This is a genomic window from Gynuella sp. (assembly GCF_050297175.1).
Classification (GTDB): domain Bacteria; phylum Pseudomonadota; class Gammaproteobacteria; order Pseudomonadales; family Natronospirillaceae; genus Gynuella.
On record NZ_JBNKSF010000029.1, the window covers coordinates 115,183 to 129,318 of the forward strand.

A 14,136-nucleotide genomic window follows, 5' to 3' on the forward strand; every position below is an offset into this window, starting at 1 on the left:
ATACCTCGGGGAAATCCCCCCCGAGGCACATTACACATTACTTAACGACAGCAACCGCATCAACAACCAGCGTACCACTCAATACCCGGAATTTTACCGTGTGAACCCCGGGACTCAGTTCTCGTAATGTATAGGTCTGATAAAACTCGTTAGATGCGGATGTGCCGGCAGAACCATTAACCACCTGGCCATCCACAGTCACCTCCAGGACAGCCGAACCATTATTCGGTCCTAAAATATCAACCCCCGTACCATCAAAAGTGTATTCCAGAGTTGCTCCCCCTCCCTGGCTTGTAGACAACGAACGCTGGTAGTTATACATACTCTTACCATTGGCATGGGACCAGTTACCACCATAGATGAGTTTTTCATCCGGATTCGATTGAAGGTCATACATTTCCATATTATCAAGCAACTCAGAATAGTACGGTGGATAACCAGATACTTTTTCAACTTTCAGATTATCGAAACGAGTATGATAGTAACCACTGAGAATATTCACCCGACCGGACAACCTTGGATTGCTATCGCTATATTCCGCCAGTTTGACGTTATCGAGATAAGCGGTAACACGGTTATTTACGACCTGTAAAGCTAGGTTATGCCAGGTATAAAGACTGGTATCAAATCCATTAATTCGAATGCCTCCCGCCCCGGTCACAACATTACCACTTGCGACGGTGACAGCATCCACCTGAAACAACCAATTACCATCATACAGAATCTTCAGTATGTAAGGCGTGCCCTCAGAAAAGTGTGAATTACCACCTCCCTGCTGACGGGCACCAATACCGGCATAATTGCTGTTAATCTGACTGGTACTGTTCTCAAAAGCCACATCCACACTGGCTTTGTAGTTCAGCCAGCGACTGTCTCCAACACCGGTAATCGGACTACCATTATTCCAGGTCCCCCCAAGCCCCATGATCGACCGATCAAGCTGTTGCCGTAATACATAATTATTGGAACCATCCGGCAGGTATGCTTCAAAGGCACCGTTTCGATCACTGAAATATCTGGGCATCACACTCTTCGAGCCACCAAAAGCAGCGACATAAGGTTCTGTGCCGGCAATTTCACCACCGTCGTCAAATACAGGTACCGTCTGTGAAGAGTAATCAAAGTCATCGACATAGAGAATATCGTTATTGGTGTCTTGTTCTGCACCAGTCTCATCGGTATCCAATACCGTACGCTCCCCCTCGACCGGTAACGGGGTATGGAAAGCAGGATCGGAAATATTTTCCAGACTGGTGACTGTGAGTACGGAATATGGCTTCACGCTAATATTGTAAGCACCACTCGAGTCGGCTGAGAGGTTACATTGATACTGCATATAGTGACTGTTAAATGCCTCACCAGAATCTGCGGCCCGGGTCCCCCATGTTTCCAGCGCGGGCTGTTCACTGAAGCCCATATTATTCACCTTGAGGCGATAGGTTTTGGTGTACTCGCTGTCGTTCACAAATACGGTGGAAAAATCCTTTTTATCCGGTGCAGCCAATGTCATATAACTCGGACTGCCATTGCGTCCGTTGACCGGATTGGTGCCTGTTGCCCCGGTATAACTGGATTCAGGAATGACTCGCCAGATTCCGGCAGAATTACTGCCGTTCTCCCAACCAGCATTAGCAAACCAGCTGAAATGCCGGAGCACCTGCAAACCGGCATCATAATGAATCCAACCAGACCAGGGATCACGGGCACTCAACAGCTCCTTGAACGCGTATTGTCCGCCTTCATAAAACGAGCCAATGGCCGGTTGATAAATGAAATGTGTACGACGGGATTTATGAAACCCCTTGATCACGGTATTACCCATCTCTAGTGGACCATTAACACCGCCAATACCCGTGCCACTCACAGATGGATCACGGACATTATTGTTTGGACGAAATGCTGTATTACTGAAAGTTGCCTGAGCTTCACTGTTCCAGACTTCCAAATCATACTGTTCAGCCAATCTGGTAAAGTTACCGGCACGGTCATCATCAGTATTGTAATGATAGGCAGCAACCGGAGCCGCATTACGTAAAGAGGCATCACTGACCATTGCACCGCCAAAGGAGCCAGTCCCCGCTTCATCTGAAATCACGACCTTAATGCGATTATATAAATCCCGCTCGGTGTTGTTCTGAAACCCGGTACTGTCAGACTTGATCCGCGACGCATATTGCTTGGTCCAGTTTAAGTCCGGTCCTCTTTCGTTAATGCCGGGATTCACATAATCGACCATATATCCATACTCTCGATATGCAGCCAGTATGGTGTTTTTGAACCAGACGTACACCTGATCATTGTTCGTTACCCAACCTGGCGCATTCCATCTGAGAATACTGACCTTGAGATTAGGGTTAAGTTTCCGAGCGTCAGCAGCCAGCTGAAATCCAGGTGCACGTCTGACATTGGCACTCTCATTCGCGGTCCGCATGGTTGCCGGATCCGGCCCGGTGGAATTGTTACGGTCGTTCCCCATTTCAATTTTGACATGAGTCATAATCGGATTAGGTCCGCCGAACAGAATCTTCAGTAATTCTGCGTATTTTTCCGGATGCTGGGATTTATAATCCATCAACAACGCACTGGTACCATTGGCACTGAGAACACCAAAGCCCTTGAATGTAAGGCCGTTCACATTACCGGAGCGGACTTGATTGCCATCAACCGTAATACTGGTGGCAGAACCGGAATTACCGGTATTGGTACAGGCAACCGGTTCAGGAACAGTGCCTGTATCAGGGTCACCGTCATAGGGTCCGATATGAATCCAGTCCAGATCCAGGTAATTACCCACTGTCACACGGAATTTTTGCATACCCGGTTTCAGATGAATTTTGCCTGCGGAAACCGTTTTAAACTGTCCCCAGGCAGAAACACTGGGAACACTAAATGTGTCGATCAGTGAGTTGCCACACTGACTTAAGGACAACGTACTGCCGGTACCAACAGCACCGGACCGAATCGTCACTTCATAATCGCTCTCATAAGCGACATAAATGGTATATTCCAACCACTCATCTGGCGCCATCCAACCAACGGCATAACCGCCACTGATGGCTTTAACATCAACGGCACTCTCAGGCCGATAGGCCCCACCCTGATTTTCAGGAGTGGTATCACTAAAGCCGTTAACATCAAAATTTTCTGCCTCGACCCGATCAGGGATTGAGGGGAAATACATTTGGTAGGCATTTTCTGCGGAACTTGGGCATATGCCATCCGGCTGATCAGTATCACCACCGTCATCAGGCGGCGTAGAACCACCACCATTTATCTCCAGGGACACTATTTCGGCCCGATAGTCAGGACCATTTATGTTGGCACAGAAACCAAAGGACACGCTGCCACCGGGAATAATAGTTGAATTATGGTCGACCGGAGTGACAGTATTTTCACTATGTATGCCGTTCCAGAGTGAAACCAGCGATGAATCCTTAAAATCCATCGTCACACTCCAATCGGTAATATCTGCGGCCCCATTATTTGTTATGGCAACGTTGGCACAATAACCGCTGCCCCAATCATTCTGAACCGTCAGAACAGCTTCCCCAGCTCCAGACACTTCCGCGACTGAAAAAACTGTAACAACCGACATTATTGTTAAACCGATACCTCTCAAAATACTTTTTATTTTAGTAACCATCACAACCCTCCAGCACTTTTGGTACGCTTGTCACCGATGCTGTCAAATGCACTAGGTTAGTAGTGATGCATGAGTGTTCCTTCTCGGTATTTGGTTCAAAAAAATCTGTAAAACCAGAGAATCAGGCGACAGCAGAGGCTTGGAGCAGCTATTAGAAAGATCAGAGTGACCATCAGAAAGATTGCTTCAGCAAAGGTTATGACATCAACCACCACTGATTTTTCGCAACATAGATTCCAGTGGTCCGCGACTGAAGATCCTTGCATATACTCCTACGACAAACATAACACCAATAGCAAGGACTAAGGCAACCCCCAAAAGGCTGGCCTGGCCAAAGTAACCAAACCAACTCATACCATACGCGGCAAATAGAAAGCCCGCGAAAACGCCCTGCAATACATAGCTAGACAACGAGTTTCTTCCAGCTTGCACAAATATGTCCGGTATGTTCACCCTACGCCCTAAACACACCAGACCATACAAATAGACAGCTGACAGAGCGGGCGCACCAACCGCAACGCCCATAAAACCCAACAACACGAATAAATCAAAACTGTCAGGCACAACATGGCCTACCGCCATGGCATAAAACAAGTTAAGTGGCATACCAATGGCCAGAAGTACTGGCACCTTGCGCTGCAACGTCACAAAACTACGACTGTTTGGTTCGAAAAAATTGCTTTTACCCGCGGCCAGACCGGCGGTGAAACCTGCCAATACAATTGGTCCTTGCAAAATCACCAGTAAAACAAAGGTGTAAGGCCAATCATTCAAACGGGCCAACGTCCCTTCAAGATAACCGCTGCCCAAGCTGTAGTGGCTGGTCATCATCAACTCAGGATCTGTTGGATCACCGATCCATATCAGACCCAGTCCTGCCATAAACACCATGCTCACTGGCAACATTGAAACCGCAATAATCATGAGCTTTTTAGGTGACGCATCCCGTACAAACCATAAGGCGGCACCAGCCAGCGCATACAACACCAGAATATCGCCACTGAATACGAGGGTGGCATGCAATATACCGAAAATGAACAAACCAAACATACGTCGCCAATAACGATGATGGAACGCATATCCTTTTTGTTGCGCAGACTTTTGCTGAACAGTGACTCCCCAACCAAAAATAAAAGAAAATAAGATAAAGAACTTCAACTGAAAGAAAGCTTCGGTAACAAAGACAGCGAGTTTATCTATACCAGCTTCCGGTAATGCCATAACCGCTTGTGACGGAAGCGCCATAAATGGCACATTTACCACACAAATACCGATCAATGCGGCCATACGAATGACATCCACCTCATGAGTTCGACTGATTGCCATCACTTTTCCTTAAATAATCTTAATAATTGGCAACAGTATGATCATAGACAGAAGAAATTAAGTGTCCGAGACTGCTCATCGACCTGAGAAAATGTCGCAGTATTATTCCAAAATAGGAATCTGGAAAGCGAAAATCCCGCCTTCTTCCTCACTCCCTCCCAGAACCTGCTCTACCAGAAGTCCATTTGCAACAACCTCCAGTCCACGCTGATCAGCAATCTGAAATAACCCATCCAAGGCAGCCAGATATGCAGCAGGAGTCGCAATTAATACCTCACAGCACAGGTAGTGACCTTCTGAAAGAACCAAGTCATGTTCACCCACATCACACGACCAATCACAAACCGTTGCTTGTATTTGCTGCCAGGACCGGTTCAACTGAGCAATAGGTGTAAGCACCATAAGATTGCCAATATCATCTCCATACCGATCATAGAGATCATCCCAATCGGCACTTTTTACGCGAACGGTTTTGGCTGTCCGTCTGGGCAACCAGATCAACTCAGCGGGAATGGTTTCGGCGAGCCGCTCCTCAACAGCAGAACTATCGGAACACTCACTGGGATGTGCCAGCTTCATCAATAACTCACCGGTTTCGCGCGGTGTGCCATCAATCGCCAGGTTCTGAATGACCTTTGCTGTAACACCCAGCTGTCGTTTAAGCGCCTTACCCATTGCCTGAGACGACGAAAAACCACAATAGTGTGCGACTTCCGTAATGCTCAGGCGTTGGTTATCCAGTAAATAATGAGCCGCTTTTTGCAGACGCAAACGACTGAGATAATGGCCAGGAGTTTCATTAAATAACGCTTTAAACTGGCGATGGAAATGTGCGGGCGAAATCGCACATTGGCTGGCGATTTGTTCCCAGGTCCAGCTTTTCTCCAATTGCTCACGCATCATAACCAACGCACTGGAAAAACGCTTTTTCAAATGCGCTGGTAATGGCGCTAACAACACAACCTCTGGAACCAGAACATGGTGAGCACTATCTTTTTCTGTCATCTCATAAAACGCAAGGCGATACCAAGCAATATTTTATGATAGTCCCGTGGTGCAAACCAGAGCTCTCTGAAGATCTGTAGCGATATCTTGGCGGTATATGAATTGGAGTGTGATTTCGAAGTAGATGCTAACAAGCGCTTGCTGATAGAACTGACTGACGCGGTTTAGATGACACAAAATTTTAAATACGGGCGCATCCAGTATCTGACCTTTAGTAACCACAGACTAAAGAAGAAACCCAATGATCTGAGGCTATATCTATCAAACCTCCGTTAGCACTTCAATTGTAGGAACAACCTTTCCATTTTTAACGTTCCCGGCTGGGGTTGTTGGTATAAAGGAATCACTTGAATTATTTCGTTCCCTTTATCTGATCTTCCTCGCTTTAAAAAACAGATATATTCCAGCTAGGATTGCACCTGAGTAAAAAGTGGTAAAACCACCCAATAGTTTCATTTTCCCGAGCACTAACACATCGTAGTTTATAAAAATTGCTTGTATTGGAGACCACAGAACAATCATCAAGTAATTTGGGTATAGTGCTCCTGAAGCCATGGTGCCATATACAGCCCAGATGGCTAAGAATATGCTACCCACGGTATAACAAACAAGAAGTCTGGGTATCAGTCGCAGTTTCATTTATAACTCACTATATATCCTCTTACTGCATATCGCATTCACATCTACATATTCTTGAACCCGGAGAGCCTGGACTGCCATCATCAAGTGGGGCATATACGCCGACATGGCCACCGGCACCATTTGGACCTCGCTAGCGTCCAGTGCTTCACTATGAGGATTCAAGGTTCCCACCTAGCCTCAAGAAAACAGAAAAGTTGTAGGCTCCTAAACCACCCTGGTCTACCGGATCAATACAAGCATCATACGCAAACCACACCCACAACTGAACCCACTCCCCAAACGGTCGATTCAAGATGCCAGCAACTGGAGCGGATCAGTCGGCAATTAACGGAGGTCTTGGCCACGCTTGAAGGGTGAAGCAAGCATGTCTCGCTAAGGGCTGAACGACCGGCCATGGAAGGCTCGGTCCGACGCTTCGGGGCTGGAATATACCACCATGGATGGTATGAGTTCGGTCATAGGCATGTGATTACCCGGACCATCATCGACACCGATGAGGAACACAGCGCTCAGGTCGCGCGGTTGGTTTCCGGGGTAGTCGGATTGATCGAACATTAGTTGAATCGTGTGTATGGGGAGGTCAAAGCGGTTCGAGGCTGGCGGTAGCGGGTTCGGCCGTTAGACAGAACAGCCCCGGTTGGGGCTGTTGGTGTGGGTGGAACGAGTAGTAACTGCTCGGTATATTGCATCTTTTTTCAGATTGCTGTAGTCCCTCAGAAATTAATTACAGCCTCTTTAATAGCTGTAATATTTGCTTACTATTATCAGAACCTAGTGCACTATCAAAAGCTGTATCACCATAATCATTTTGTAGATGAGGATCGGCACCAAGCTGTAATAAATAGGTTACCACTTCAACATTCCCCGCTAATATGGCGCTGTGTAGTACAGTATTTCCGATATCACCTCTTAACGTATTCACACATTCCTGGCCCATATACTTAATCATGACCTTTAGATCATCTAAATTTCCCAAGTATGCGGCTACATGAGCTGGTGTATCTTTATCGTAGCGACCAGTTTGAGAAAATGTTTCTAACTCCACTGTTTCAAAACTAGCCATATCACTATATTTTTTTAAGAGTTTTTCTAGTAAATCCACTTTCCGCTCCTTAAAAGTCGTAATCACCACAGACATTTTTTAATTCATCTTCCCATTCCTTGATATCTTTTCGCATTTGTTGAATTTCATAATAGTACCTTCCTCTGGGAGATTTTTGATGATGCCAATTCCGATCCCAAGCTTCTTTTTTATTCGCCAACTCCTTATAAAACTCAATACGGTTTTTTAAGTCTCTGCAAGGATCTCCAGTTCTTAAATAACCATTAGCTTGAAATTCTTTGTATGCGCGGTGCTCAACGTTTCTTTTTTCTTTATCACTTGCGTAATTCTGATCAGCTATCGTCAAATATTCAGGAGCCCCATTTGAAGCAGACGATGAATTGTTGTGATGCTGATTAATCGGCAACTTATTCTGATCAAAATACAAATCATACTGACTGCCATAACCACTGATACCACCATGTCCACCATTGGCAGCTGCACCGCCGGTCATGATGTCATAATAAGTGGCGGTGGCCTGCCCCAATGCACCTCTTAAACCATTTGGATCCACATAACTGAGCGGATTGCCACCGACGTATCCGTATGTGTTGAGTCCACCACCGAGCCCGATCGGATCACTCTGCACATACCGCCCAATACTCGGATCGTAGGTTCTGTTCTAGTTATCACTGTACCCCATCTCTGGATCTCGCATTTGCCCAGGGAAGCCTTTCAACTGAGTAATCCCATCGGCGATCTCTTCACTCACCTCCCCGAAACAGCGTGGTCTGCACCTCCCACACTTTCACTTGGCTTTGATCTGTCAGGATCCTCGGCATACCCAGATGATCATTGTGCACGTAATACAGACGATTGCCACTGACTTTCATGGCGATGGCCTGCTCTCCCAGGTACAGATATTCACGGATCGGAGTCCCGTTTTCGTCGGTCTCAGCGATCAGGTGACCGGCTAAATCATAGTGGTACAACACGGTGCTGAGTCCGGTACCGGTGCTGTCTTTCAGGATTTTGCGGAGACGCTGACCCTATGGATTATAGGTGTTGTCGGCCTGCACGCCGGTATTACTGTTGTCGATGTGCTGAATAAGAGAGAGGACATCCCCGGCTCGGGGCCGTTGAGGTGGGTGTACAGGGAATTTCATTTGGTTGTATATCAGCGCAACAAAAAAACGATAATTGCAAATATAGTCGGCGATAAAAGAACAATTCCAACAAAAAAAGTGACTCTAAATACCTGGAAAAAATCAGGCCGAGATTTTATTTTGCTGATAGGCGAAGACGCTAATATTAATGCACAAGATGAAAACCCTAATGATAGAAGGCCTGAATACCCAAAATTCGCATCCAAAAGAATCTTCGATATCGAAAAGCCATATAAATCAATAGCATTGAATACAGCCCAGCCTGAAATAGCTATTCCTATCCAGGCTCCTATCAATAAAGTAAATGCAACTATTAATGCTCCGATATTAGCCAGTTTTAAAAAGAAATAATTCATGGTGAGTTTTTTTGACATGAGTTCCAGCATTCCATAATTGTTTCTTCTACCCATGTACCACAGTTCTGGCCAGCAAAAAAAGTAAGGCTCACTTAAGGACCTTGGAGATAGTTTTTTCTCTATGCACTGACTAAAGGAAGCTGAGTCACAATCTCGCTCAGGAACGTCCGAACACGACGACCCTGACAAATCACCAGAATCATCCTTAATTTCACTCGTTTCACTATATAGCGACGGACCACTTCCAGAAGAATGTTTACCACCACAAACTCCGTTCGTACAAAGGAATGTGTGTGGTATACCCTTGTAATGATTACAAATAGAGACCAGACCGAAGGGATCGATAAAACTCAGCGGATTCCCACCGACATACGCATATGTATTCAACCCACCATTCAACCCTATCGGATCACTCTGCACATAACGCCCAATACTCGGATCATACATCCGGTTCCAGTTATCACTATAGCCCGTTTCTGGGTCTCGCATTTGCCCAGGAAAGCCTTTCAGGTTGGCGATGCCAGTTGCGATTTCTTCGGATATTTCCCCGAACGGAGTGACCTGCACTTCCCACACTTTCGGCAGGGTTTGATCTGTCAGGATCCTCGGCGTCCCCAAATAATTGCGTCCCCTTTATCCTATTCGAATTAACTAACCATAGACTCTGACCATATCTCTCGATACCTATTGACGGCGATCTTAGCTACATATATTAACCCTATAACAGATAACATGGACGATAAAAAACCAGGATAAACATCCTTTCTTTTCCAATATTTATCCCGACATGCCCAAAGATTACCTTTCTTCGCTGCGTACAGTACACAAAGATATCCATATTTTTTAAATTGTTTTTTCTTCATTCGCTGTCGGCCATATGTATATAACGCCGGAGCATAGCCCTTGATTGCTAGACTTTTGATCTCTGATAGGGCCGCACGGTTGCCTTCGATAAATTTGATTTTGCATATCATAAATTCAAATTCTGGGTTCTTCTGTGCAAATCCATATACTCTACATGCTTCTGCTGGGTCACTTTCTTCAGCATATAAATACCATCCCAGATATCTAATAACAGAGACATTTCCATTCTCAGCTAAATTGTAAAAACTATCTTTTGTAGATTTATCCATAACTATTATATCTCAAGAAAGTGGGCATTCAGGTGGAGGCGTATCTATACACCCAGGCAAACTAGGGTCAATTAAACAAGGGCTGATGATCGGAAAAAATCTAAATGGTAATTTTTTAGGTAACCTTTTCTTCTTGTCTCGATATCGATCTTCATCTTTATATATTTCTTCTGGTTTGGGCTGAGGTGGTCTTTTATTTTTAATAATCATCTTTGTCTAAGTCACCATCTGAGCAGGCTACCGCTATGCAAAATAAAATTTCTAGCCAACCTTTTTTTGATTCACCTTCTATATCAAAATAATTAAGTGGATCATTATCGACATAAGCATAAGTATTCAACCCACCACCGAGCCCGATCAGATCACTCTGCACCTAACGCCCAATACTTGGATCATAGGTTCTGTTCCAGTTATCAGCGTAACCTGTCTCTTCATCCCGATACTGCCCAGGGAACTCTTTCAACTGGGTAATCCCATCGGTGATCTCTTCACTGATCTCCCCAAACGGCGTGGTCTGCACCTCCCACACCTTGGCCTGGTTTTGGTTAGTTAATATTCTGGGCGTATTGAGGTGATCATTGTGCACGTAATACAAATGATTGCCACAGACTCTCATCGCAATCGCCTGCTCTCCCAGGTACAGGTATTCACGGATCGGAGTCCCGTTTTCGTCGGTCTCGGCGATCAGGTGACCGGCTAAATCATAGTGGTACAACACGGTGCTGAGTACGGTTCCGGTGCTGTCTTTCAGGATTTTGCTTACACGCTGACCCTGTGGGTTATAGGTGTCGTCGGCCTGTACACTGGTTCCGCAATTGTCGACGTGCTGAAGTCATTCATCGAGACCACATCCGTAACTGCACCTATCCAATCCAACTAACTGGACAACATCAGTCATCAGTTGACAGAGAGGTTGGCAACCCTGGAAGGGTGAAGCCCGTCTCGTAGCGAGCATGTCTCGCTAAGGGCTGAACGACCGGCCATGGAAGGCCGGGCTGGAATATACCACCATGGACGGTATGAGTTCGGTCATTGGCGTGTGATTACCCGGATCATCATCGACACCGATGAGGAACACAGCGCTCAGGTCGCGCGGTTGGTTTCCGGGATAATCGGGTTGATCGAACATTAGTTGAATCGGGTGTATGGAGAGGTCGAAGCGGTTCGAGGCTGGTGGTAGCGGATTCGGCCGTTGAACAGAACAGCCCCGGTTTTACCGGGGCTGACCGATAATTGGGGTAGGTGTCCCATTAACTGCATCCTCTTTATGGATAAGATTCCCATTTATCAGTTACATTTTGATCAAATTCTTCTTGATTATACCAACGGATAAATCGGAACCGATCATTAGAAAGTAATCTATGTATTGTACAGCAGTATGACTGTAGCTCGTTTTCAGCGTGGTTTTTAACTGAACCAGCAAACAACTTTTTCCATATGGAAAAATGCAAGTGCGTTGTAACTAGCCACTGAATTGGAGAGTCATTCACATAACCAAGAATACTTTCTATTTGGTAGCCATCTTTCAGCAATAGGATATCCCAAGCCCAGTCTTCCCGATTTTGTGGCTCTCTTACTTGAAAACCACTTTCTCTTAAACCGTTATACAAATATCGAGCTAATTCCTGGCCCTTCGGATGCTCAATGCTGTCTTCACAAGAAAAATCTGATTCGAAGCTAACAAAAGTTCTCATAAATGTTCTATCTAATTTAGTTTTGGCAACCACAAATATCACCATTATTAGCAGCACTTACACCAGCCGCACTACCACCAGCAACAAAACCTTTCATCCAATTGGGAATCCTGGTGAACTGTCGTCTCCAAGCGGGACATATTGGATTCGCACTTTACCAACCCCTAGGCATAAACCGATACCGATATGGATCTGATAACACATGTACTTTTGTTGTTGGTCCGTCAGTATCCGCGGGCCCCAGCGCATCATTGTGCACGTAATATAAATGATTGCCACTGACTCTCATCGCAATCGCCTACTATCCCAGGTACAGGCATTCCCGGGTCGGGGTACCGTTTTCGCCGGTCTCAGCGATCAGATGAACGGCCACGGAAGGCCGCATGGATGTTATTAGTTCGGTCCTGGCGTGTGATTACCCGGATCATCATCGACACCGATGAAGAACACAGCGCTCAGGTCGGTCGGTTGGTTTCCGGGGTGATCGGGTGGGTCGAACATCAGTTGAACCGGATGTATGGGAAGATGGAAGCGGTTCAAAACTGGCGGTAGCGGGTTGGGCTGTTGGTGGCGAAGGGGTTGGCAATTTAGCCGAGTAGCAAAAGGCAAGACTTGACCCCATCGATTCCTTGCTTGTGAAAAACGTAAGACCCCATTGTCCGCCTGGACTACACCTATTAATCTATAGTCCGTTTCCAAACTCTCCAGACAAGTCCACTACCTACACTCAAAAAGGATAGCCCTCCTCCCAAAATCATTTGAAAGATTAACCAACTGCCATCCAATATTTCCTTGCTTGAAGAATGCGACTCTGCATAAAGGTTAAATAGCAAAAACATAATAAATGGGCCCAGTCCTGCAATCAAGGTAGCTTTATAGCTACTGACTAACGAGAAATAAATACCACCATAAAGGACAGTTATCGGAATAATTATGAACCATGGTGTCATACTGGTAACCTCAATGCTCTCCATAATTCTGTTGCCAGGCACCATCAACATCCGGTGCCGTGCCTCCAGCATATTCAATGATGTTATCCGCTGCAGTATTTGAATTTGGACCTAGAAGAGCGCTGTAATCTTCAGAGGATTGATAAGAATTGCCTGAATTGGTTACTGCATTATCAAATTGTTCTTGGGTTACACCACTTGGTGGATTGATCTGATAATGCTCATTACCTCCTCCTGGTTTATTGAAAGCACTAGTATCTGCTGTGTATGTAAAGGAGTTAGAACCTTGGTAAAATGGAAACCTATTTGCTGCTAGGCTATATTGTTTATCAATAACTTTCTTTTCTTCGCCTGTACATGGTCTGTTTCTCAATGCCAAACAAAAACGGCACAGTGCTTCATTCTACCGAATAAGTCTGTCCGCCAATCATCTACTTTCCGACATACCATAGTTACTTCTAGGTATAACGTGTTGGATTCTGAAGCGCATATCCATAAGTATTAATACCACCCTGGAGCCCAATCGGATCACTCTGCACATAACGCCCAATACTCGGATCATACATCCGGTTCCAGCTATCACTATAGCCCGTTTCTAGGTCTCGCATTTGCCCAGGAAAGCTTTTCAGGTTGGTGATGCCAGTTGCGACTTCTTCCGACACTTCCCCGAACGGCGCGGCCTGCACCTCCCACACTTTCGCCTGGCTTTGATCTGTCAGGATCCTCGGCATCCCCAGATGATCATTGTGCACATAGGTTTTGTGTGGGTTGTCGGTAAGATCATTTGGCGTGTCATCCGGATAGATAACGCCGGTAAGGTTCCCGTGGGCGTCGTACTGATAATGAATCGAGACCCCGGCCTGATCCGTCAACTGTATCAGTCGATCATTGTCGTCATACCGAAACTGCAGGTAGGCACCAAAGCGGTTGCGGATACGACTGACCAGACCTCGGCTGTTGTAAGTGTAAAAATAGCGTTGGATGTGATGCTGTTGGGTGGCTTCGGCCTGGCCGCTGCTGTTAAGCGGATAGGTTTTTCCCCGTAAGACAACCACCCGACCGCCGTCACTGTTATCAGACAAACTGATGGGCCATAGGTTGGGATTCGATGACCAGCCGCTGGTCGCGGTTTTGCGATAGAACACCCGGCGCACCCAATGACCGATGGAAAACACGCCC

General features: G+C 46.0%; 14 protein-coding genes and 2 pseudogenes. 4 read left to right on the forward strand and 12 right to left on the reverse strand.

Translation table 11 applies throughout. The features are described from left to right. Nucleotides 1-37: 37 nt before the first annotated feature. The 3 genes from ACQY6I_RS11645 to ACQY6I_RS11655 form a co-directional block, all read right to left on the reverse strand. Nucleotides 38-3,595, reverse strand: a complete 3,558-nt coding sequence (locus ACQY6I_RS11645) for a cellulose binding domain-containing protein (RefSeq protein WP_428241660.1) — start codon at nt 3,593-3,595, stop codon at nt 38-40. 252 nt (nt 3,596-3,847) lie between these two features. Then, complete coding sequence (locus tag ACQY6I_RS11650; RefSeq protein ID WP_428241661.1) at nt 3,848-4,969, reverse strand: DUF418 domain-containing protein; 1,122 nt, start codon at nt 4,967-4,969, stop codon at nt 3,848-3,850. Between the two features lie 102 nt (nt 4,970-5,071). Beyond that, on the reverse strand, nt 5,072-5,974 hold the full coding sequence (locus tag ACQY6I_RS11655) for a helix-turn-helix transcriptional regulator (protein WP_428241662.1): 903 nt from the start codon (nt 5,972-5,974) through the stop codon (nt 5,072-5,074). A 1,035-nt stretch (nt 5,975-7,009) separates the two neighbouring features. Between ACQY6I_RS11655 and ACQY6I_RS11660 the strand changes: the two genes are divergently transcribed. Beyond that, nucleotides 7,010-7,174, forward strand: coding sequence for a hypothetical protein (locus ACQY6I_RS11660; protein ID WP_428241663.1), 165 nt, complete (start codon nt 7,010-7,012; stop codon nt 7,172-7,174). Nucleotides 7,175-7,340: 166 nt separating this feature from the next. On the opposite strand, the gene ACQY6I_RS11665 is transcribed toward ACQY6I_RS11660, so the two are convergent. The 3 genes and pseudogenes from ACQY6I_RS11665 to ACQY6I_RS11675 form a co-directional block, all read right to left on the reverse strand. Then, complete coding sequence (locus ACQY6I_RS11665; protein WP_428241664.1) at nt 7,341-7,718, reverse strand: ankyrin repeat domain-containing protein; 378 nt, start codon at nt 7,716-7,718, stop codon at nt 7,341-7,343. A gap of 10 nt (nt 7,719-7,728) precedes the next feature. Continuing rightward, nucleotides 7,729-8,325: pseudogene (locus tag ACQY6I_RS11670) on the reverse strand (RHS repeat-associated core domain-containing protein); the annotation flags it as partial. 97 nt (nt 8,326-8,422) lie between these two features. Beyond that, entirely contained in the window at nt 8,423-8,653 is a 231-nt protein-coding gene (locus ACQY6I_RS11675; protein WP_428241665.1) for a hypothetical protein, read from the reverse strand. On the opposite strand from ACQY6I_RS11675, the gene ACQY6I_RS11680 reads away from it, so the two are divergent. Further along, nucleotides 8,642-9,175: a hypothetical protein gene (locus ACQY6I_RS11680; protein WP_428241677.1), complete on the forward strand. Its 534-nt coding sequence runs from the start codon at nt 8,642-8,644 to the stop codon at nt 9,173-9,175. The two genes, ACQY6I_RS11675 and ACQY6I_RS11680, sit on opposite strands and share 12 nt — an antisense overlap. A gap of 344 nt (nt 9,176-9,519) precedes the next feature. On the opposite strand, the pseudogene ACQY6I_RS11685 reads toward ACQY6I_RS11680, so the two are convergent. The 3 genes and pseudogenes from ACQY6I_RS11685 to ACQY6I_RS11695 all read right to left on the reverse strand — a co-directional run. Continuing rightward, a pseudogene (locus tag ACQY6I_RS11685) lies at nt 9,520-9,756 on the reverse strand (RHS repeat-associated core domain-containing protein); the annotation flags it as partial. Between the two features lie 71 nt (nt 9,757-9,827). Next, on the reverse strand, nt 9,828-10,313 hold the full coding sequence (locus ACQY6I_RS11690; protein WP_428241666.1) for a hypothetical protein: 486 nt from the start codon (nt 10,311-10,313) through the stop codon (nt 9,828-9,830). 373 nt (nt 10,314-10,686) lie between these two features. Then, nucleotides 10,687-11,031, reverse strand: coding sequence for an RHS repeat domain-containing protein (locus ACQY6I_RS11695; RefSeq protein WP_428241667.1), 345 nt, complete (start codon nt 11,029-11,031; stop codon nt 10,687-10,689). Between the two features lie 264 nt (nt 11,032-11,295). Here ACQY6I_RS11695 and ACQY6I_RS11700 point away from each other — a divergent pair, with 264 nt between their 5' ends. Further along, nucleotides 11,296-11,445: a hypothetical protein gene (locus tag ACQY6I_RS11700; protein ID WP_428241668.1), complete on the forward strand. Its 150-nt coding sequence runs from the start codon at nt 11,296-11,298 to the stop codon at nt 11,443-11,445. Nucleotides 11,446-11,578: 133 nt separating this feature from the next. On the opposite strand, the gene ACQY6I_RS11705 is transcribed toward ACQY6I_RS11700, so the two are convergent. After that, on the reverse strand, nt 11,579-12,040 hold the full coding sequence (locus ACQY6I_RS11705; RefSeq protein ID WP_428241669.1) for a hypothetical protein: 462 nt from the start codon (nt 12,038-12,040) through the stop codon (nt 11,579-11,581). A 354-nt stretch (nt 12,041-12,394) separates the two neighbouring features. Between ACQY6I_RS11705 and ACQY6I_RS11710 the strand changes: the two genes are divergently transcribed. Then, entirely contained in the window at nt 12,395-12,559 is a 165-nt protein-coding gene (locus ACQY6I_RS11710; protein ID WP_428241670.1) for a hypothetical protein, read from the forward strand. A 408-nt stretch (nt 12,560-12,967) separates the two neighbouring features. Here ACQY6I_RS11710 and ACQY6I_RS11715 read toward each other — a convergent pair whose 3' ends face one another. Together ACQY6I_RS11715 and ACQY6I_RS11720 are read right to left on the reverse strand one after the other, a co-directional pair. After that, entirely contained in the window at nt 12,968-13,336 is a 369-nt protein-coding gene (locus ACQY6I_RS11715; protein ID WP_428241671.1) for a hypothetical protein, read from the reverse strand. A gap of 79 nt (nt 13,337-13,415) precedes the next feature. Continuing rightward, nucleotides 13,416-14,136, reverse strand: a 721-nt coding sequence (locus ACQY6I_RS11720; protein ID WP_428241672.1) for an RHS repeat domain-containing protein, incomplete at its 5' end; no start/stop codon positions are given.